The organism is Streptococcus infantis (genome assembly GCF_047463315.1).
Classification (GTDB): Bacteria; Bacillota; Bacilli; order Lactobacillales; family Streptococcaceae; genus Streptococcus; species Streptococcus infantis_AB.
The window spans coordinates 171,045-189,569 of record NZ_JASHEB010000005.1; the positions used below are offsets into that span (position 1 = coordinate 171,045).

An 18,525-nucleotide genomic window follows, 5' to 3' on the forward strand; every position below is an offset into this window, starting at 1 on the left:
TTAGCTATTTCACCGAAATAAAAAATAAAAGAAAAGAGATATTAAAAATGGCAGTAAAAATCCGTTTGACTCGTATGGGTTCTAAGAAAAAACCTTTCTACCGTATTAACGTAGCAGATTCACGTTCACCACGTGACGGACGTTTCATCGAAACAGTTGGAACTTACAACCCACTTGTTGAAGAAAATCAAGTAACTTTGAAAGAAGACCGTATTTTGGCATGGTTGGCTGACGGAGCTCAACCTTCAGATACAGTTCGCAACATCCTTTCAAAAGAAGGTGTATTGAAGAAATTCCACGATTCTAAATTCTCAAAATAAGTTTAAAGTAGGTTGACAGATGGATACGATTGAAAATCTCATTATTGCAATTGTGAAACCCTTGATTTCACAACCAGATGCCTTAACTATCAAGATTGAAGATACACCAGAATTTTTGGAATATCATTTGGATCTTGACCAGAGCGATGTGGGTCGTGTAATCGGTCGTAAGGGTCGCACTATTTCTGCGATAAGAACGATTGTCTACTCTGTCCCAACTGAAGACAAAAAAGTAAGAATCGTTATTGACGAAAAATAAGAAAAGCGGGACATAGTCTCGCTTTTTTTGCAAGGAGAAGGAATGAGAGATTTAACAGTTAGACAACTAGAGGAATACTTACTTGACCATTATCAACAATCTAGGACAGAAGAAGGACTCTTTATAAAACTAGTTGAAGAAGTTGGAGAAGTCGCTGAGGTTTTAAATGGACGTTCCGGTAGAAAAGAGGGTGTCCAAGATTCAAACGAGGAATTGGCAAAGGAGTTGGCAGATATCATTCACTATACAGTGGCAATTGCAGCTATCAACGATATTGACCTAACGAAGACCATTTTTGAAAAAGACAAGAAGGCAGCCATCAAGTATCAGCATGAACAAGATTTGGAAGGCTTTTTAGCAAGAAACCATCCATAGTTGCTCTTTTCTCCAACTTGTGAAAATCCCTATAACATGATAAAATAAAGGGAGAAACAGATACAGGAGATCAGATGAACTACTTTAATGTTGGGAAAATTGTCAATACCCAAGGCTTGCAAGGTGAGATGCGAGTCTTGTCTGTGACGGATTTTGCTGAAGAACGCTTTAAAAAAGGGGCAGAGCTTGCCTTATTTGATGAAAAAGATCAATTTGTGCGAACAGTGGTCATTGCAAGCCACCGTAAACATAAAAACTTCGATATCATCAAGTTTAAAGATATGTACCATATCAATGATATCGAAAAATATAAGGGGCACAGTCTGAAGGTTGCTGAGGAGAATCTCAATGACCTCGATGAAGGTGAGTTTTACTACCACGAGATTATCGGTTTAGAAGTCTATGAGGGAGATAACTTGATTGGAACCATCAAGGAAATCCTTCAGCCAGGCGCCAATGATGTCTGGGTAGTCAAACGAAAAGGCAAACGAGACTTACTCTTACCTTATATCCCGCCTGTAGTTCTCAATATAGATATTCCTAATAACCGTGTGGATGTTGAACTCTTAGAAGGGTTAGACGATGAAGATTGATATTTTAACTCTCTTTCCAGAAATGTTCACACCCTTAGAACATTCCATCGTTGGCAAGGCTCGTGAAAAAGGACTCTTAGATATCCACTATCATAATTTTCGTGACTACGCTGAAAAGGCCCGTCATGTGGATGATGAACCTTACGGAGGTGGTCAAGGGATGCTCCTTAGAGCCCAACCCATCTTTGACGCCTTTGATGCCATTGAAAAAAAGAACCCGCGCGTGATTCTCTTAGACCCTGCTGGGAAACAGTTCGATCAGGCTTACGCTGAGGATTTGGCGCAAGAAGAAGAGCTTATCTTCATCTGTGGTCACTACGAAGGCTATGATGAGCGTATTAAGACCTTGGTAACCGATGAGATATCTCTTGGAGATTATGTCTTGACTGGTGGAGAACTAGCAGCGATGACCATGATTGATGCGACTGTTCGCTTGATTCCAGAAGTTATTGGGAAGGAAGCAAGTCACCAAGATGATAGCTTTTCATCAGGACTCTTGGAATATCCTCAGTACACAAGACCTTACGATTATCGTGGAATGCTAGTTCCAGATGTTCTTATGAGTGGACACCATGAAAACATACGTCAGTGGCGACTCTATGAGAGCCTCAAGAAAACCTACCAACGTAGACCTGATTTGCTGGACAACTATGAATTGACAGCAGAAGAAGAAAAAATGTTAGCAGAAATTAAAGAAAATAACAATTAAAAGGAGAAAACTATGCAAGTAATCAAACGTGATGGACAAGTCGCTGATTTTGATCCAGATAAAATCTACCAAGCTATCCTTAAGGCAGCTCAAACAGTCTATGTATTGACGGACGATTTGCGCCAAAATCTAGCTCAAGTGACTAAAAAAGTTGTTTTGGACTTGGAAGAAGCAAAAGTAGAGCGTGCAACCATCAGCATGATCCAATCAATGGTTGAGCATCGCTTACTTGGTGCGGGATACATTACCATCGCAGAACACTATATCTCTTATCGTTTGCAACGTGATTTGGAAAGAAGTGGTTATGGTGACCACATCGCAGTTCACTTACATTTTGAACAAATTCGCTAAGATAAAAAGAGTGAGATGATAGAAGCATCTCACTCTTTCTTAAATCTTCTTTTTTGAGCAGTTTGGATAGTAGAAGGAACAAATGTTACTCTCCGGATATCCGATACTCGAATAATACGGCTTACATTTTTGGCAAAATTTTTAACGATAATTTGTTGGCGGTCAGTATCATACTTGATAATATCGCCTGTAAAACTCGTTTCAGCAAAGATGATATGGACAGCCGTTTTTTTGGCTAGTGCTTCTTCAAGTCTAGCAATGAGGGGATCGCTTTTTTCAGGAATGGAATCTTCATGACCATTCACAAAATCATGGACTTTTTGTAAAGCTTGTTTCAAGAAATCTTTCATTCCGGCCTCCCTTCTTTACATCATTATATAAAAATTTTATGAAATCTACAAGATTTTTCGAATTATCAATTGAGAACAAAAAGGAGAAGGACATGGCAGAATTTACTTTTGAAATTGAAGAACACTTACTCACTTTATCTGAAAACGATAAAGGATGGACCAAGGAAATCAATCGTGTCAGCTTTAATGGAGCTCCAGCAAAGTTTGACATTCGTAGCTGGAGTCCTGATCACACAAAGATGGGGAAAGGAATCACGCTCTCAAACGAGGAGTTCCAAGTGATGGTAGATGCCTTCAAGAATCAATAAGCGTTCATGCAAACATAAATGAAAAGAGGAAGGGAAAAAATCCCGACCTCTTTTATTTGCTTGAAAAATAAGTTTGTGTACGAAGACGTTGGAGTAGTGGTCGGCTGATGAAGCTAATGGCTACAATTTTGGCAAGATCAGGTATGATAAAAGGAATAACACCGACAGCCAGTGCCTTGTCAATAGGCATACCAGCAAGGAAGTGGAGGCTGAGGATACCACCGACAAAAACAAGTGAATCTCCCAAGAGATTTGCAAAGAAAATACGGAGGATATCACTATTGGTGTGAATGAGATAGGAAGCAAGCCCTGCATAGACAAGATCGAACCAAAGATAACCAGCGCTTGGTCCAACTAAAACGTGAAATCCAGCTCCACCGTTAGCAAAGACTGGTAGTCCAATAGCACCTAGTAAGAGGTAAAGTCCAACAGAAAGAACAGCTTCCCTTGGTCTAAAAACAGTAGCAATGAGACCAATAGCAAAGTTTTGCAGAGTAAATGGAACAGGTCCAATTGGAATGCTAATTTGGGCTAATACTGCAATCAGAGCGGCCCCAATAGCAGGAATAGCATAGATGTGTGCTTTTTTCATAATAGTTAACCTCTTTTATAATTTATAGTAACTATTATACTGGAAGAGATGTAAATGTCAACCTATTTTAAAAATAAAGGTTACAAACTTGTAACGGCCGATTTAAACGAAAAAGAGACCAAGAGGTCTCTTTGGGGGATTAACGCATAGTCACAAACTCTTCTGAACCAGTTGGATGGATAGCGACGGTAGCATCAAAGTCAGCTTTTGTAGCTCCCATTTTGATAGCAACTGCAAAACCTTGAATCATTTCGTCAACACCGTAGCCGATACCATGAAGACCAACGACCTTTTCATCATCACCTGCTGTAACGAGCTTGAAGCGAGCTTCTTGACGGTGGCTAGTCACTGATGAATACATAGAAGCAAATTTTGAAGTATAGACTTTGATGTTTTCTTGTCCATACTCTTTGATAGCTTCTTCCTCAGTCAGACCGACAGTTCCGATAGCTGGATGTGAAAAGACAACAGTTGGAATAGTTGTATAGTCCATTTTGGCATTTGTTTTGTCATTGAATAGTCTTTCTGAGAGAGTACGACCAGCTTTGATAGCGACAGGTGTTAGTTCTTTTTCGCCTGTGACATCTCCAAGAGCATAGATACCGTCAACGACGGTGTTTTGGTATTCATCAACTTGGATGAAACCACGTTCGTTAAGGGTAACGCCTGCTTTTTCCAGATTTAGTCCTTCAACATTTGGACGACGACCTGTAGCCCAGATAACTTGACTAGCAGTATGCGTGCTACCATCTTCAAAATGAATTTGAATGCCTTCTTCGGTTTTTTCAAGTTTTGCCGGAACCTTATGGGTGTGGAGGTTTAGTCCAGTATTTTCCATTTCTTGAACCAAGCTCTCAACAATATAGCTATCAAATCCACGAAGTGGACGTTCACGACGGACAAATAAATCAGTCTGTACACCAAGGGTATGGAGTACGCCAGCCAATTCGACAGCAATGTAACCGGCACCCAGAATAGCTACTGATTCAGGCAACTCTTCCCAGGCAAAGACATCATCAGAACTGCCACCTAGTTCTCCACCAGGAATGGCAGGAATTTGAGGGTGTGCACCAGTCGCAATCACGATGTGCTTAGCGCGGATCAATTCGCCATTAACACTGACAGTATGAGCATCAACGAACTCAGCACGTCCTTCAATTAAGTCAACTCCGTTACGTTTGAAGCTTCCGTCGTAAGAAGAGCGAGCACGATCGATGTAGGCTTCACGATTCTTACGAAGTGTTGCGTAATCAAATTTGTTATTAGTACTTGTGAAACCATAGTCAGGTCCATATTTGTGGATACTCTCTGCAATTTGCGCTCCATACCACATGATTTTCTTAGGAACGCAGCCAATATTGACACAGGTTCCCCCTAATTTTTTTTCCTCAATAACTGCGGCTTTGGCTCCGTGTTCACCAGCACGATTCATGGTAGCAATACCCCCGCTACCTCCTCCGATGGCGATAATATCATATTCTCTCATTGAAAGCTCCTTTAGTTGTTTTCTAGTCATATTCTATCTTTTTTTGGAGGTCAATGCAAAAATCTGCTACGCTTAAATAGTTTATGAAAATGCTTGCAAAAATATAAAAGATATTGTATTATATAACTAACACAACAATAAAAGATTTAGCAAATATTTTTGGATAGTTAGAAATAAATTGTCCATTTTTAAGATATGTGCTATAATCTTAATATATGCAATTAAAAAGGAGTATTGATATGAAAAGAAAGTCAAAAGCCAAGAAATGGCCTTTATTTACAGCTATCGGTGTTGCCTCAGTTCTTGTAGTGGGAGCGGCTGCCGTTCTTCTATTAAGACAACCAAATCAAGCTGCAACAAAAGATGAAACTGCAAAGATTACTCTTGCAAAAGAGGGTTCAGTAGCTTCATCAGTTCTCTTATCCGGTACTGTGACGGCTCAGAATGAACAATATGTTTATTATGATGCTAGTAAGGGTGACTTGGATGAGGTTTTGGTTTCTGTAGGAGATAAGGTTAGCGAGGGGCAGGCACTAGTCAAGTATAGTAGTACAGAAGCCCAGGCTGCCTATGATGCTGCCAGTCGTGCTGTGGCTAAGGCTGACCGTCATATCAATGAACTGAATGAGTCTCGAAATACCGCCGCAGCAACACCTAGCCTTCCGCAAGCAGGTCTAGAAGGAGCAACTGGACAAGCGCCAGCTCAGTCATCCGGTTCTGCCACAGCTGCTATTGATTCTCAAATCAGCGATGCTCGTGATGTGCGTGCAGATGCAGAAGCGCAACTCGAAAAAGCTCAAACCCAGTTGAATGCTGCTACGGTATTGAGTACGGTAGAGGGAACAGTTGTTGAAGTGAATCGGAATGTTTCAAAATCTCCAACAGGAAATAGTCAAGTTTTGGTTCATATCGTAAGTAACGATAACTTGCAGGTCAAGGGAGAACTTTCTGAGTACAACCTTGCCAATCTATCTGTAGGCCAAGAAGTCACCTTTACTTCAAAGGTTTACCCAGATAAAACTTGGAATGGTAAGATTAGCTATATTTCAAATTATCCAAAGAACAGTAGTGAAGCAAGCAGTAGCTTAGCTGGTTCAAACACAGGTTCTAAATACCCATATACGGTCGATGTAACTAGTGAAATTGGTGATCTGAAACAAGGTTTTACTGTCAGTGTCGAAGTGAAAAGCATGAGTAAAGCATTGCTTGTACCGATTACTAGCATTGTGATGGAAGAAGATAAAAACTATGTTTGGATTCTTGATGAAAATCAAAAGGCCAAAAAAGTTGAAGTTGGATTGGGCAATGCAGATGCAGAAAACCAAGAAATTACATCTGGTCTGACAGATGGAGCAAAAGTCATCAGTAATCCGACAGCTTCCTTGCAAGAAGGAAAAGAGGTGAAGACTGATGAAGCAACTAATTAGCCTCAAAAATATCTGCCGTAGCTATCGTAATGGTGACCAAGAACTTCAAGTCCTTAAAAACATTAACCTAGAAGTTCATGAGGGAGAATTCGTGGCTATCATGGGACCATCTGGTTCTGGTAAGTCTACCCTCATGAATACCATTGGTATGTTAGATACACCTACAAGTGGTCAGTATTTTCTAGACGGAAAAGAAGTGGCCGGTTTGGGTGAAAAACAATTAGCCAAGGTTCGAAATCAAGAAATCGGCTTTGTCTTTCAACAATTCTTTCTCTTGTCCAAAATGAATGCTCTACAAAATGTAGAACTCCCTTTGATTTATGCAGGAGTTGCTGCATCAAAACGTCGTAAATTAGCAGAAGAGTATCTGGAAAAGGTTGAACTGACCGAGCGTAGCCATCACTTACCATCAGAATTATCGGGTGGTCAGAAGCAGAGGGTTGCCATTGCGCGTGCATTGGTCAATAATCCTTCTATCATCTTGGCAGACGAACCAACTGGAGCTCTTGATACTAAAACTGGAAATCAAATCATGCAACTCTTGGTTGAATTAAACAAAGAAGGAAAAACCATCATTATGGTTACGCATGAGCCTGAAATTGCTGCCTATGCGAAACGTCAAATCGTCATCCGAGATGGTGTCATTTCGTCTGATAGTGGTATCGTAGAAAAGGAGGAAAACTAAGATGCAGAATCTGAAATTTGCCTTTTCATCTATCATGGCTCACAAGATGCGGTCCTTCCTGACCATGATTGGTATCATCATCGGTGTTTCCTCAGTTGTCGTTATCATGGCCTTGGGAGATTCCATGTCTCGTCAGGTCAATAAAAATTTGACCAAATCCCAGAAAAATATTCATGTCTTTTTCTCACCTAACAAGAGTACAGATGGTTCCTTCACCCAAAAACAATCTGCCCTGACCTTGTCTGGCGGACAAGAAGAAGATATTGTTGAACCACCAAAACCTCAAGAAGCTTGGGTCAAGGAAGCTGCTAAGCTCAAGGGAGTGGATAGCTACTATGTGACCAACTCAGCCAATGTGACCTTGACTTATAAGGATAAAAAGGTCGAACACGCTAACATGACCGGTGGGAATGTCACTTATATGGATGCGGTCGAAAATGAAATTATTGCAGGTCGTGGACTTAGAGCGCAAGATTATAAGGATTTCGCAAGTGTGATTATCCTAGATGAAGAACTAGCCAATAGCCTTTTTGGTTCAGCAAAAGATGCCCTCAACCAGATTGTTGAAGTAAATGAAATCAGTTACCGTGTTATTGGTGTTTATGCAAGTAAAGAAGCTAAGGCTGCAAAAACCTTTGGCGTTGGAGGGCTCCCGATTACGACTAATACATCTCTAGCGGTCAATTTTAACACAGATGAGATTTCAAATATTGTCTTTCGTGTCAATGATACTAGCTTGACCCAGACTTTAGGACCAGAGCTGGCTAGAAAAATGACAGAGATTGCAGGCCTCCAACAAGGGGAGTATCAGGTTGCCGATGCAACGGAAGCCTTCAACGAAGTTCAACAACTCTTTGGCTTCATAACAACGATTATTAGTGCTATTGCGGGGATTTCCCTTTTTGTCGGTGGTACTGGTGTTATGAACATTATGCTCGTCTCAGTGACAGAGCGTACCCGTGAGATTGGTCTACGTAAAGCGCTAGGAGCAACACGTAGGAATATTCTAGTTCAGTTCTTGATTGAATCTATGATTTTAACCATGTTAGGTGGCTTCATTGGTCTTCTGCTCGCTGCAGGGGTGACTATGCTTGCAGGTATTCTACTTCAAAACATGATTGCAGGAATCGAAGTAGGTGTATCCATCCCAATCGCCCTCTTTAGTCTAGCGGTCTCAGCTAGTATCGGTATGATATTTGGTGTTTTACCAGCCAATAAAGCCTCTAAGCTGGATCCTATCGAAGCACTTCGCTATGAATAAGATAATCAACAGGAAAAACAAGATGGACACTTGTCTATCTTGTTTTTTGTATGGATTTCTCTATCGAAAATCACTAAAAATGTGGTATAATGAAGTGTTAGAAAAACAGGTTTCATTTGCCTGGAAAGGAAATATTATGTCTGAAAAGAATTTTTATATTACAACACCGATTTACTATCCATCTGGTAAACTTCATATCGGTTCTGCCTACACAACCATTGCCTGTGATGTCCTAGCTCGCTACAAACGTCTCATGGGCTACGATGTCTTTTATCTGACAGGTCTTGATGAACATGGTCAAAAGATCCAACAGAAAGCTGAAGAAGCTGGTATCACACCTCAAGCCTATGTTGACGGTATGGCAGTTGGAGTTAAAGAACTCTGGCAATTACTTAATATCTCATACGATAAATTTATCCGTACCACAGATGAATACCATGAAAAAGTAGTAGCTCAAGTCTTTGAACGTTTGCTTGCTCAAGATGATATCTACTTGGGTGAATATTCTGGTTGGTATTCAGTTTCAGATGAGGAATTCTTTACAGAAAGTCAACTTGCGGAAGTTTTCCGTGACGAAGCTGGAAATGTAACGGGTGGTATCGCTCCATCAGGACATGAAGTGGAGTGGGTTTCAGAAGAGTCTTACTTCCTTCGCCTCAGCAAATACCAAGATCGTTTGGTAGAATTTTTCAAATCGCACCCTGACTTCATTACTCCAGATGGTCGTCTTAATGAAATGTTGCGTAACTTCATCGAGCCAGGTTTGGAAGACTTAGCGGTTTCTCGTACAACCTTTACCTGGGGTGTTCCAGTCCCATCAAATCCCAAACACGTTGTCTATGTTTGGATCGATGCCCTTCTTAACTATGCGACTGCTCTTGGTTACGGTCAAGACGATCATGCTAACTATGATAAATTCTGGAATGGAACGGTCTTCCATATGGTTGGGAAAGACATCCTTCGTTTCCACTCGATTTACTGGCCAATCCTTCTTATGATGTTGGATATGAAATTGCCTGATCGCTTGATTGCCCATGGTTGGTTTGTCATGAAAGACGGCAAGATGTCTAAGTCTAAAGGGAATGTTGTTTACCCTGAAATGTTAGTAGAACGTTATGGACTAGATCCACTTCGTTACTACCTCATGCGTAGCCTTCCAGTCGGTTCAGACGGAACCTTCACTCCAGAAGACTATGTAGGACGTATCAACTATGAATTGGCAAATGACCTCGGAAACCTCCTCAACCGTACGGTTTCTATGATTAACAAGTACTTTGATGGTCAAATCCCTGCTTATGTAGAGGGTATGACAGAGTTTGACAATGCACTTGCTAACGTTGCAGAACAATCAATCGCTGACTACCATACCTACATGGAAGCAGTTGACTATCCACGTGCGCTTGAAGCAGTCTGGGCTCTTATCTCACGTACTAACAAATACATCGATGAGACAGCACCTTGGGTCTTAGCTAAGGATGAAGCACACCGTGACCAATTGGCAAGTGTTATGAGCCACTTGGCAGCCAGCCTTCGTGTCGTAGCTCACTTGATTGAACCATTTATGATGGAAACTAGTCGTGCAGTTTTGACTCAACTTGGTCTAGCAGAAGTTTCTAGCCTTGAAAACTTGAGCTTGGCTGATTTCCCTGCAGGTGTCACTGTAGTTGCCAAAGGAACACCTATCTTCCCACGTCTCGATATGGAAGAAGAAATCGCCTATATCAAGGAACAAATGGAAGGCAACAAACCAGCAGTCGAAAAAGAATGGAATCCAGATGAAGTTGAACTCAAACTGAACAAGGAAGAAATCAAGTTTGAAGACTTTGACAAGGTTGAAATTCGTGTTGCAGAGGTCAAAGAAGTTTCTAAAGTGGAAGGTTCTGACAAATTGCTTCAATTCCGCCTAGATGCTGGTGATGGTGAAGATCGTCAAATCCTATCTGGTATTGCGAAATTCTATCCAAATGAGCAAGAATTGGTCGGCAAGAAAGTACAAATCGTTGCCAACCTTAAACCACGTAAAATGATGAAAAAATATGTCAGCCAAGGTATGATTCTCTCAGCTGAACATGATGGCAAATTAACCCTTCTCACAGTTGATCCAGCTGTACCAAACGGAAGTGTGATTGGCTAAGATTTAAAAAGGCTGGGACAAAAGTCCTAGCCTCTCAATTGTCTTTGGATTGTTGAGCAAGACGCAGTGGTTGAGTGGGCTCTACTAGGCTGATTTCATCAGCTTTTACAGCCCTACTCAACTGTGTGGAGGTGGGACGACGAAATCGAATTCTAACGAATGACCGATTTCTGTCCCACTCTCTTTTTTTGTAAGGTGTCGGTTGATAAAAGTGGCATTCTGCTTTATAATGAAGAAAAACGGAGGAAGTTGCCATGAAATACATTCCATTTGGTCAAGAGAAAAGAGAATTGTCCGAAATCGTTCTAGGCATGATGCGAATCAGTGACAAGTCGGTAAAGGAGGTTGAGGAGCTGGTTGAAACAGCCCTATCTGTCGGAATCAACGCCTTTGACTTGGCAGATATCTATGGTCGTGGACGTTGCGAAGGATTACTGGGTCAAGTGTTAAACAATCGCCCTGATTTGAGAGAAAAGATGTGGATTCAGTCCAAGTGTGGCATTCGCATAGAAGAATTTACCTATTTTGATTTTTCAAAAGATTATATTTTAGAGTCAGTTGATGGGATTCTACAACGATTGCAGGTTGATTACCTAGATAGCTTGCTTCTCCATCGTCCAGATGCCTTGATGGAAGCTGACCAAGTGGCAGAGGCCTTTGAAATTCTTCACAAATCGGGTAAGGTTCGAGACTTTGGTGTGTCTAACCAAAATCCTATGATGATGGAATTACTGAAGAGAGAAGTCAAACAGCCTCTAACGATCAATCAATTACAGCTAAGCGCAGCTTTCACACCTGGTTTTGACGCTGGTTTCCATGTCAATATGGAAGGTGACAAGGCAACTGTCCGTGATGGTAGCGTCTTTGAATACTGCAAGTTAAACGACATGGTCATTCAGGCTTGGTCAGTCTTGCAGTTTGGCTATTTTAAGGGTAATTTTGTTGGCAAAGAGCAATTTCAAGATCTAAATGAGGTTCTAAATCGACTAGCCTTAAAATACGGTGTAAGCCCATCAGCTATTGCCATTGCTTGGGTGTTACGCTATCCAGCTAAGATGCAGGCAATAGTGGGAACAACTAACCCTAAACATTTGATAGAAGCTAGCCAAGCAAGTAATGTTAACCTAACTCGAAAAGAATGGTATGAGATTTACCTAGCAGCAGGGAATGATTTGCCGTAAGGGGAAATTACATTTCAGAAATCACAGTCAAAAAGCCGTTGAAAAACGGTTTTTTGTTATAATGAAATTAAGATTTATAGATAACAAAGGAGAAAAATATGACATTTGAAGAGATTTTACCAGGCTTAAAGGCCAAGAAAAAATATGTACGAACTGGTTGGGGCGGAGCAGAGAACTATGTCCAGCTCTTTGATACCATTGAACAAAATGGAGTGGCTCTAGAAGTGACGCCTTATTTCCTCATCAACGTATCTGGTGAAGGGGAAGGTTTTTCTATGTGGAGCCCAACTCCTTGTGATGTCTTAGCGACGGATTGGGTGGAAGTTCATGACTAGACGAGTTTTGGTGACAGGTGTTAGCTCAGGGATTGGTCTGGCTCAAGCGCGACTTTTTTTAGAAAAAGGTTATCAGGTTTTTGGAGTGGATCAGGGTGAAAATCCTGATTTACAGGGTGACTTTCACTTTTTACAACGTGATTTAACGCTTGACTTGGAACCCATTTTTGATTGGTGTCCTCAGGTGGATGTTCTGTGTAATACAGCTGGGGTTTTGGATGACTATAAACCTTTACTGGAACAATCCGCCCAGGAAATCCAAGAGATTTTTGAAATCAACTATGTGACACCAGTAGAGTTGACCCGCTATTATTTGATAAACATGCTGGAACATAAACATGGGATTATCATCAATATGTGTTCCATTGCTTCAAGTCTAGCAGGTGGAGGTGGTCACGCCTATACCTCTTCTAAACATGCCTTAGCAGGATTTACCAAGCAATTAGCTTTAGACTATGCTGAAGCTGGGCTTCAGGTTTTTGGCATTGCTCCTGGTGCAGTTAAGACAGGTATGACCGCTGCTGACTTTGAACCAGGTGGTCTGGCAGACTGGGTAGCCAGTGAAACACCCATCAAACGCTGGATTGAGCCAGAGGAAATAGCAGAAGTCAGCCTCTTTTTAGCAAGCGGGAAAGCGAGTGCTATGCAGGGACAGATTCTGACTATTGATGGTGGTTGGTCTTTGAAGTAATATAGTTGATACTCAATGAATATGTGGAGGTGAACTATGAAAAGAGATGAGTTTGGATTCGTCTTACCCAATCTCTACTATCAGTTTTTAACGGAGTGTAAAGAGATTGACCCTTATGAAATTGGAGATACTGGTATCTGTTTGTATGCCAGGGAGGATCTTCAAGAGCGTAATGAGACTTATCAGATTGAGGAAGTAGAGCCAGATTACTTTATGATTGGACAGGAAGGAGACTTGGCTTACTTTATTAAGAAAAATTCTGATGATTGCATTTATGAAAATGACTTAGGAGTTTTAGGTTCCTTGGAAATGCAAAAAGTAGCTGCAAACGTCTATGACTTTATTGATAAGGTATTGGAAGAAAAATTGTAGAAAACTGAAGGGAGTAATCATGTTTAGAGTGCTGGAAGCAGATTCACCGATTTCAAAAGAAGACTTTTTGCAATTTGAGGAGATTCTTGGGAAGAAACTGCCAAAAACTATGTTGGGCTTTTATCTCAAGCACAACGGTGGTCAGCCCCAAGTAAGGGGTGTCCACGATGGACATCATCTCTTTCCTTTTAATTCCTTTAATTCACTTGATGAGATGAGGAAGTCTATGAAATGGTTTGACGATGATGCTGTGCCCGCGGGATTTAAGGGCACAGATCTTCTCCATTTTGCTTATGATCCTGGATCGGGTCACTATGCTCTTTCGCTAAGGGCAGAGGATTATGGCAAGGTTTACTTCTATGTTTTAGAAGAAAAAGCTGAGTTGTATGGTCAATGGCCATCTTTTGAGGATTTTTTGAATTCCTTTGTTGAAGAGTGAGACGAAAAAGGAGATGGGATGCGGAAATACCAAGAACTTTCACTAGAGCAGATCATCGAGCAGATGCGTTTGGACAAGTTATCATCAGATGATTTTTGCCTCTATGCTGAGGAGTATGGAGAACTGAGACTTAATAGCCTATATTGGGTATCAGATTATCCGGATGTCGTGGAAGACCGTGATGTCTACCCGACGGATGTAGTGGAGCAAGATCTCCAGCTAGTCTACTATGGATAGCAGTTGATTGATGTTCTTTCGGTTGCACTTGAAGAAAAGCCAGATGCAAGTCTCCAAAACTTGGTTGATGCTTTAAATTATTATAATCGGTACGATATCTTTATGAACTTTGAAAGCTAGTAAGCATACTAGATTTATGCAGTTTCATTGATAATTAACAAATACAACAAGGAGTTAAGAAATGATAGATTACGAAAACATAAATGAAAAAATTGCCCCTTTTAGCCTGCTTGTATATGATGAGGATCCTCAAAATGTTCGAGGGTCGCTCATTTATTACCCTGATGGAGAATACAGACAGGAAGTGTTTAACACTCGAGAAGAGGAGGGATTTGAAGGAAATGGCTACGATTGGGCATCCTTGGCTTTGGTATTTTTGGAGGAAAAAATGCCTGAATTAAGCGATACTATCGACTTTGATCCTGAAGGAAGTATGTTTTGCGCCTATTCTTCCAAGGTGGACGCCTTGGCTAAATTCGCTTTAGAATTTAAAGAATTTTGCGATGATATTGAAGCTATGAAAGACTTGTTCAGTCGAGCAGAGTTGGATTAGTTGACTAAAATCTCTTTAAATTATTTTAAAAAAGAATAGAAAGGATTTCAGATGAAGCTATCAGAAGTAGTTGAGCTAGTGGAAAATAATCCAGACCTACATCCCTATTTAGATAAAATATTAAAAAAGAATAAGAAGACCCAAGTTAGCTATCTCGAATCACTGAATCATCTGGCCTATTTACTTTATCTGGATGGTCAAGAGGAAATGGCTAAGGAATTATTAGATCGTATCATACAAGTTCCATTTGAAGGGAATTATAACACCTGGACCTTTGTTGATAGTTCTCTGGTTTTATTGGCCTATCTGGAAAGAGAGGCAGAAAATCAAGTACTCGTCTATAAAAAACTCCTTTTATCTCCATTAAAACAAGGGGAGGCATCAACTCAAAAAATTAGAAGGAGAGTTCATCAGAGATTTTTGAATGGTGATAGCTTGGAGCAAAAGCTTGCAAAAATCGAGCAAGCTTCAAGTCCTGAATCAGAAATGGAACGCCGTTTGCTATACTTGACAGATCTATTGAAGATTCACCTCTTTATTGCTGAGTCAACGTTTGAAGAGACAGATATCCAAGCAAAAATCGAAGAGAATATGGAGATACTAAAGAAGTATATCAAGGAGCATGAAATCTATAGCCTCGTTCCTTTTAAGGGATAAGGTAAGTTAGCGATCTTGGACTTTTAGAAAGAGTAGAATATGGAAATAAAAAAACACTTTGGTGTCTATGGCGTTTGCTATGAGAATGGGAAATTGCTTTGCATTGAAAAAACGAGAGGACCTTATCAACATCGTTTTGATCTACCGGGTGGTAGTCAGGAACTCGGTGAGGGGTTGACAGAAACCCTTAAGAGAGAAGTTCTGGAAGAGACGGGCTATACGCTTAGCCGTTACTTAAATCCTAGGATTTATGACGTGCTGGTTCAAGAAGAGGGGCAAGACTTCGCAGTACACCATATCATGGCCTTTTATGATGTAGTGCTCGATTTCGAGCGCTCTCAAAAATCCCTTCCTCAGGAGGTTCTTGATGGAAGTAATGATTCAGCAAATGCCATTTGGCTTCCTCTTGAGCAGATGACCCAAGAAAATGCCTCGCCTTTAGTATTAAAGGTGAAGGCAGAGTTACAAGGATTTCCTGAATTAGAACTGACAAGCTATAAGAATTGGAAGGTGAAAGAAAGGGATAATGGAACTATTTAAAACCTGGAAGAAAAATATGGTTCTCTATGGTCTTAAATCTCAAATTGGAACTGTATACCGAAACAGTGATGGGGCAACAAGTTTTTATGATATTGGGAATTTTCTATACCTAGCAGGGGAGCTAAATTCTAGATTTTGGGAAGATTTTATTAGGCAATATGGTTTAGATTATAAGATTATTATTTCAGAAGACACTAAGTGGCAAGATTTTCTGCGTCGACAAGTTGGGTTAATTTCTTTTACTCGCTATTCTTTTAAGGATAAGGCAAATTTTCAAGTTGAATTTCTAAATGATCTAGTTAGTCAGTTAGAGAAAGGTTACAATATTGTGCCTATTGATAATCATATTTATGACTGTTTTTCTGAGGAAGAATGGTCACAAGATTTACAGGGAGATTTTGAGTCCTACCAGAATTTTACTTTAAAAGGTGGATTTGGCTTTGTGATTGTTAAAAATAAAGAACTGATTGCTGGGATTTCCTCAGGGTTAGTTTACCAAGGAGCAGTTGAAGTGGAAGTTGCAACTAGACCAAACGAACAAGGAAATGGATTTGCTAAAAAGCTTGGTGCTGCAATGATTCTAGAGAGTTTAAATAGAGATACGTTTCCACTTTGGGATGCTCATAACGTGGCTTCTAAAAAAGTAGCAGAATTTTTAGGATATGAGTTAGTTGGACCTTATGAAGCTTTTGAACTAGAGGAAAGTGTCGTATAATGATATCTGATATTGTATCTTTTAAGACGAGGTGAATGAACATGCAAAATCAACTAGCTCTTAGTGGCGAAAAAATTGTTGAAAAAGTTTATCCCCATTTATTGCACCACGTCGGCTTGATTCGTGGGGAATACTTGTTGAGAGAACTAAACCAAAACATACTATTACCAAATTGTCAGCAATTTGTGAAAGATTATCTAGACACTATTTGTCATTTGTACTCAGATGAAGAACTCTGGTATCGCTTTTCAGAGTTAACAAATGCAGAAGCAAATATTCTAGACGGGACTAAAGAGTATTTTGACGAACGCCACCCCTTGTTTGGATACAGAGGTATCAGGCGTTTGTTGGCGTGTCCAGATGAATTTCAGGCTGAGACAAATGTTGTTACAGAAGTTTATCAAACCAATCCCAATCTGTCTGTTATTTTTTCTTTTGTGAACGATGCTGAACAGTTAAAACAAGCTATTAGAGTATTGCGTCAGCATGGTTTTACTGGAAAAGTTGGAACAATGATTGAATTACCGTCAGCTTATCTCGACTTGGACAGGATACTGGAAACTGGTATTTCAAAGATTGTAGTTGGAATGAATGATTTGACTTCTTTTGTTTTTGCCACTGTGAGGAACAGTCAATGGCATGATATGGAAAGTCCCATTATGTTAGAAATGCTGAGACAGATGCAGGATAAAGCAAGGACGAAAAAGATAGATTTCGCCGTAGCAGGATATCTGAATGCTTCTTTCATACAAAAAATGAATCAAATGGATATCAAATGTATTATCCATTACAGTTCTATTCCAGAGATTTTTAATTTAGAGATTGACCATCCAGATCATCTCAAACGTGTAAAAGAAGAAAGTAAAAAAATACAAAGGAGCAACCTATGACACCTCAAGAAATGTGGAATGCCTACAAGCAAATTAACCCCTCTATCGGAGATGAGATAGATGCCTGGGCTTTTGGGGTGGAAGCAGATCTCTTGGCAGACTTGGTTCTAAGAGGCGAAAAAACAGCAACTGCCTCAGCTTACGATCTTTACGCAGTAGAGGACGAACCCATTCCCCAAGAAGGGACCTTTGATATCATTTTAGATAGCCAAGATCAGGCTATCTGCATTGTCGAAATTACCAAGGTTTCTGTTCAGCCCTTCTATCAAGTGTCTGCTGAGCATGCCTACAAGGAAGGCGAAGGTGACAAATCTCTGGCCTATTGGCGTCAGGTTCATGAAGACTTTTTCAAAGACTGCTTAGGAGAAGCAGGTCTGACGTTTACACCTGACAGTAAGGTGGTTTTAGAAGAATTTCGTAAGGTCTACCCCTTGTAAAAAGCAGACATAAGAAAGTTTTGGAAATCATTATTCAAAGCTTTTTCTGACTTTAAATGATAAAACGAGCAAACAAAAAGCGGACAATCATGTCCGCTTTTTTGAATCTAACAAGTGAAGTTGTGGATAAAGTATTTCAAAGATGTTTATCTTTTGAATCCCTATTCATATCACTTCTACATTGGTTGATTATTTTTTACGATAATGTAAAACTGTTCCTACAGCTACGATAAGCATTGCAACACCAGCAACAGAAACAATTAGGCTATTACGTTCACCAGTGTTCGGAAGTCCTGGTTTGTCCCCGGTTGTTGAAACTGTTGTAGGTTCTCCAGTAGTTGTAGTGGTTGTTGAACCATTAGCTTCAGGAGTTGTTGTTTCCGAAGTTGAAGCTGTTGTATCTGCAGTTGGAGCTGTTGTCTCTGAAGTTGAACTTTCAGTAGTTGTAGTTGTTGTAGAGCTTGATTCTTCACTACTATTTTGACTAGTTGGCTCTTCAGGAGTTGTAGTAGTTGAAGTTGAAGTCTTAGGCTCTTCAGTCGTAGTTGTAGTGGATGAAGTTGTAGACTCAGGAGTCGTAGTTGTAGTAGTTGAAGTTGAAGTCTTAGGCTCTTCAGTCGTAGTTGTA

The 18,525-nt window shown here is 40.3% G+C and carries 26 protein-coding genes and 1 pseudogene; 23 read left to right on the top strand and 4 right to left on the bottom strand.

Annotated elements, in window-relative coordinates:
* The first annotated feature begins 47 nt into the window (after window positions 1-47).
* The 6 genes from rpsP to QM857_RS07015 all read left to right on the top strand — a co-directional run bounded on the left by rpsP (window position 48) and on the right by QM857_RS07015 (window position 2,607).
* The gene (rpsP, locus tag QM857_RS06990; protein WP_004253064.1) at window positions 48-320 is read left to right on the top strand and encodes a 30S ribosomal protein S16; all 273 of its coding nucleotides are present in this window, start codon (window positions 48-50) and stop codon (window positions 318-320) included.
* Window positions 321-339: 19 nt separating this feature from the next.
* A complete protein-coding gene (gene kphA, locus QM857_RS06995; protein WP_000379617.1) occupies window positions 340-579 on the top strand; it encodes an RNA-binding protein KphA in 240 nt (79 codons plus the stop codon).
* A gap of 42 nt (window positions 580-621) precedes the next feature.
* Entirely contained in the window at window positions 622-954 is a 333-nt protein-coding gene (locus QM857_RS07000; RefSeq protein WP_178894814.1) for a MazG nucleotide pyrophosphohydrolase domain-containing protein, read from the top strand.
* A 74-nt stretch (window positions 955-1,028) separates the two neighbouring features.
* Complete coding sequence (gene rimM / locus QM857_RS07005; protein WP_178894815.1) at window positions 1,029-1,547, top strand: ribosome maturation factor RimM; 519 nt, start codon at window positions 1,029-1,031, stop codon at window positions 1,545-1,547.
* Window positions 1,537-2,256: a tRNA (guanosine(37)-N1)-methyltransferase TrmD gene (gene trmD, locus QM857_RS07010; RefSeq protein ID WP_178894816.1), complete on the top strand. Its 720-nt coding sequence runs from the start codon at window positions 1,537-1,539 to the stop codon at window positions 2,254-2,256. The genes rimM and trmD overlap by 11 nt, the downstream gene beginning before the upstream one ends.
* A 12-nt stretch (window positions 2,257-2,268) precedes the next feature.
* A complete protein-coding gene (locus QM857_RS07015) occupies window positions 2,269-2,607 on the top strand; it encodes an ATP cone domain-containing protein (RefSeq protein WP_004253071.1) in 339 nt (112 codons plus the stop codon).
* A 29-nt stretch (window positions 2,608-2,636) separates the two neighbouring features.
* On the opposite strand, the gene QM857_RS07020 is transcribed toward QM857_RS07015, so the two are convergent.
* Window positions 2,637-2,957: a hypothetical protein gene (locus QM857_RS07020; RefSeq protein ID WP_254727112.1), complete on the bottom strand. Its 321-nt coding sequence runs from the start codon at window positions 2,955-2,957 to the stop codon at window positions 2,637-2,639.
* A gap of 92 nt (window positions 2,958-3,049) precedes the next feature.
* Here QM857_RS07020 and QM857_RS07025 point away from each other — a divergent pair, with 92 nt between their 5' ends.
* Window positions 3,050-3,265 (top strand): YdbC family protein, encoded by a 216-nt coding sequence (locus tag QM857_RS07025; protein ID WP_006151239.1) that lies wholly within the window; start codon window positions 3,050-3,052, stop codon window positions 3,263-3,265.
* A gap of 52 nt (window positions 3,266-3,317) precedes the next feature.
* Here the strand turns inward: QM857_RS07025 and QM857_RS07030 are convergent, their stop codons facing one another.
* Together QM857_RS07030 and gor are read right to left on the bottom strand one after the other, a co-directional pair.
* On the bottom strand, window positions 3,318-3,857 hold the full coding sequence (locus QM857_RS07030; protein ID WP_414275496.1) for a biotin transporter BioY: 540 nt from the start codon (window positions 3,855-3,857) through the stop codon (window positions 3,318-3,320).
* A 139-nt stretch (window positions 3,858-3,996) separates the two neighbouring features.
* Window positions 3,997-5,343, bottom strand: coding sequence for a glutathione-disulfide reductase (gene gor / locus QM857_RS07035; RefSeq protein WP_414275497.1), 1,347 nt, complete (start codon window positions 5,341-5,343; stop codon window positions 3,997-3,999).
* Window positions 5,344-5,582: 239 nt separating this feature from the next.
* Here gor and QM857_RS07040 point away from each other — a divergent pair, with 239 nt between their 5' ends.
* From QM857_RS07040 to QM857_RS07115, 16 genes and pseudogenes are all read left to right on the top strand, one after another.
* Entirely contained in the window at window positions 5,583-6,770 is a 1,188-nt protein-coding gene (locus tag QM857_RS07040; RefSeq protein ID WP_414275498.1) for an efflux RND transporter periplasmic adaptor subunit, read from the top strand.
* Complete coding sequence (locus tag QM857_RS07045; protein ID WP_414275499.1) at window positions 6,754-7,455, top strand: ABC transporter ATP-binding protein; 702 nt, start codon at window positions 6,754-6,756, stop codon at window positions 7,453-7,455. Before QM857_RS07040 ends, QM857_RS07045 begins: the two co-directional genes overlap by 17 nt.
* Before the next feature lies 1 nt (window position 7,456).
* Window positions 7,457-8,716 (top strand): ABC transporter permease, encoded by a 1,260-nt coding sequence (locus QM857_RS07050; RefSeq protein ID WP_414275500.1) that lies wholly within the window; start codon window positions 7,457-7,459, stop codon window positions 8,714-8,716.
* Window positions 8,717-8,852: 136 nt separating this feature from the next.
* Window positions 8,853-10,850: a methionine--tRNA ligase gene (gene metG / locus QM857_RS07055; RefSeq protein WP_414275501.1), complete on the top strand. Its 1,998-nt coding sequence runs from the start codon at window positions 8,853-8,855 to the stop codon at window positions 10,848-10,850.
* 254 nt (window positions 10,851-11,104) lie between these two features.
* Window positions 11,105-12,031 (top strand): aldo/keto reductase, encoded by a 927-nt coding sequence (locus tag QM857_RS07060; RefSeq protein ID WP_414275502.1) that lies wholly within the window; start codon window positions 11,105-11,107, stop codon window positions 12,029-12,031.
* A 98-nt stretch (window positions 12,032-12,129) separates the two neighbouring features.
* On the top strand, window positions 12,130-12,366 hold the full coding sequence (locus QM857_RS07065) for a DUF2829 domain-containing protein (protein ID WP_000141913.1): 237 nt from the start codon (window positions 12,130-12,132) through the stop codon (window positions 12,364-12,366).
* Window positions 12,359-13,057, top strand: coding sequence for a 3-oxoacyl-ACP reductase (locus tag QM857_RS07070; RefSeq protein ID WP_414275503.1), 699 nt, complete (start codon window positions 12,359-12,361; stop codon window positions 13,055-13,057). The genes QM857_RS07065 and QM857_RS07070 overlap by 8 nt, the downstream gene beginning before the upstream one ends.
* Before the next feature lie 36 nt (window positions 13,058-13,093).
* Entirely contained in the window at window positions 13,094-13,429 is a 336-nt protein-coding gene (locus QM857_RS07075; RefSeq protein WP_049494619.1) for a hypothetical protein, read from the top strand.
* Window positions 13,430-13,448: 19 nt separating this feature from the next.
* Window positions 13,449-13,868, top strand: coding sequence for an SMI1/KNR4 family protein (locus QM857_RS07080; protein WP_414275504.1), 420 nt, complete (start codon window positions 13,449-13,451; stop codon window positions 13,866-13,868).
* Window positions 13,869-13,886: 18 nt separating this feature from the next.
* Window positions 13,887-14,225 (top strand): annotated as a pseudogene (locus tag QM857_RS07085) (hypothetical protein).
* A gap of 61 nt (window positions 14,226-14,286) precedes the next feature.
* The gene (locus tag QM857_RS07090) at window positions 14,287-14,658 is read left to right on the top strand and encodes an Imm51 family immunity protein (RefSeq protein WP_414275505.1); all 372 of its coding nucleotides are present in this window, start codon (window positions 14,287-14,289) and stop codon (window positions 14,656-14,658) included.
* 51 nt (window positions 14,659-14,709) lie between these two features.
* Complete coding sequence (locus QM857_RS07095) at window positions 14,710-15,315, top strand: DUF6707 family protein (RefSeq protein WP_414275506.1); 606 nt, start codon at window positions 14,710-14,712, stop codon at window positions 15,313-15,315.
* 39 nt (window positions 15,316-15,354) lie between these two features.
* Window positions 15,355-15,855 (top strand): NUDIX hydrolase, encoded by a 501-nt coding sequence (locus QM857_RS07100; protein ID WP_414275507.1) that lies wholly within the window; start codon window positions 15,355-15,357, stop codon window positions 15,853-15,855.
* On the top strand, window positions 15,842-16,570 hold the full coding sequence (locus QM857_RS07105; protein ID WP_414275508.1) for a GNAT family N-acetyltransferase: 729 nt from the start codon (window positions 15,842-15,844) through the stop codon (window positions 16,568-16,570). The genes QM857_RS07100 and QM857_RS07105 overlap by 14 nt, the downstream gene beginning before the upstream one ends.
* 41 nt (window positions 16,571-16,611) lie before the next feature.
* Window positions 16,612-17,460 carry a putative PEP-binding protein gene (locus QM857_RS07110; RefSeq protein WP_414275509.1) on the top strand — a complete coding sequence of 283 codons (849 nt, stop codon included), beginning with the start codon at window positions 16,612-16,614 and terminating at the stop codon, window positions 17,458-17,460.
* Entirely contained in the window at window positions 17,457-17,897 is a 441-nt protein-coding gene (locus QM857_RS07115) for an ASCH domain-containing protein (RefSeq protein ID WP_414275510.1), read from the top strand. Before QM857_RS07110 ends, QM857_RS07115 begins: the two co-directional genes overlap by 4 nt.
* Window positions 17,898-18,086: 189 nt before the next feature.
* Here QM857_RS07115 and QM857_RS07120 read toward each other — a convergent pair.
* On the bottom strand, window positions 18,087-18,525 hold a 439-nt coding region (locus tag QM857_RS07120; protein ID WP_414275511.1), incomplete at its 5' end, for an LPXTG cell wall anchor domain-containing protein.

Coding starts and splice junctions, on each gene's coding strand:
- rpsP (WP_004253064.1), top strand. CDS start 48: ATGGCAGTAAAAATCCGTTTGACTCGTATGGGTTCTAAGAAAAAACCT.
- kphA (WP_000379617.1), top strand. CDS start 340: ATGGATACGATTGAAAATCTCATTATTGCAATTGTGAAACCCTTGATT.
- QM857_RS07000 (WP_178894814.1), top strand. CDS start 622: ATGAGAGATTTAACAGTTAGACAACTAGAGGAATACTTACTTGACCAT.
- rimM (WP_178894815.1), top strand. CDS start 1,029: ATGAACTACTTTAATGTTGGGAAAATTGTCAATACCCAAGGCTTGCAA.
- trmD (WP_178894816.1), top strand. CDS start 1,537: ATGAAGATTGATATTTTAACTCTCTTTCCAGAAATGTTCACACCCTTA.
- QM857_RS07015 (WP_004253071.1), top strand. CDS start 2,269: ATGCAAGTAATCAAACGTGATGGACAAGTCGCTGATTTTGATCCAGAT.
- QM857_RS07020 (WP_254727112.1), bottom strand. CDS start 2,957: ATGAAAGATTTCTTGAAACAAGCTTTACAAAAAGTCCATGATTTTGTG.
- QM857_RS07025 (WP_006151239.1), top strand. CDS start 3,050: ATGGCAGAATTTACTTTTGAAATTGAAGAACACTTACTCACTTTATCT.
- QM857_RS07030 (WP_414275496.1), bottom strand. CDS start 3,857: ATGAAAAAAGCACACATCTATGCTATTCCTGCTATTGGGGCCGCTCTG.
- gor (WP_414275497.1), bottom strand. CDS start 5,343: ATGAGAGAATATGATATTATCGCCATCGGAGGAGGTAGCGGGGGTATT.
- QM857_RS07040 (WP_414275498.1), top strand. CDS start 5,583: ATGAAAAGAAAGTCAAAAGCCAAGAAATGGCCTTTATTTACAGCTATC.
- QM857_RS07045 (WP_414275499.1), top strand. CDS start 6,754: ATGAAGCAACTAATTAGCCTCAAAAATATCTGCCGTAGCTATCGTAAT.
- QM857_RS07050 (WP_414275500.1), top strand. CDS start 7,457: ATGCAGAATCTGAAATTTGCCTTTTCATCTATCATGGCTCACAAGATG.
- metG (WP_414275501.1), top strand. CDS start 8,853: ATGTCTGAAAAGAATTTTTATATTACAACACCGATTTACTATCCATCT.
- QM857_RS07060 (WP_414275502.1), top strand. CDS start 11,105: ATGAAATACATTCCATTTGGTCAAGAGAAAAGAGAATTGTCCGAAATC.
- QM857_RS07065 (WP_000141913.1), top strand. CDS start 12,130: ATGACATTTGAAGAGATTTTACCAGGCTTAAAGGCCAAGAAAAAATAT.
- QM857_RS07070 (WP_414275503.1), top strand. CDS start 12,359: ATGACTAGACGAGTTTTGGTGACAGGTGTTAGCTCAGGGATTGGTCTG.
- QM857_RS07075 (WP_049494619.1), top strand. CDS start 13,094: ATGAAAAGAGATGAGTTTGGATTCGTCTTACCCAATCTCTACTATCAG.
- QM857_RS07080 (WP_414275504.1), top strand. CDS start 13,449: ATGTTTAGAGTGCTGGAAGCAGATTCACCGATTTCAAAAGAAGACTTT.
- QM857_RS07090 (WP_414275505.1), top strand. CDS start 14,287: ATGATAGATTACGAAAACATAAATGAAAAAATTGCCCCTTTTAGCCTG.
- QM857_RS07095 (WP_414275506.1), top strand. CDS start 14,710: ATGAAGCTATCAGAAGTAGTTGAGCTAGTGGAAAATAATCCAGACCTA.
- QM857_RS07100 (WP_414275507.1), top strand. CDS start 15,355: ATGGAAATAAAAAAACACTTTGGTGTCTATGGCGTTTGCTATGAGAAT.
- QM857_RS07105 (WP_414275508.1), top strand. CDS start 15,842: ATGGAACTATTTAAAACCTGGAAGAAAAATATGGTTCTCTATGGTCTT.
- QM857_RS07110 (WP_414275509.1), top strand. CDS start 16,612: ATGCAAAATCAACTAGCTCTTAGTGGCGAAAAAATTGTTGAAAAAGTT.
- QM857_RS07115 (WP_414275510.1), top strand. CDS start 17,457: ATGACACCTCAAGAAATGTGGAATGCCTACAAGCAAATTAACCCCTCT.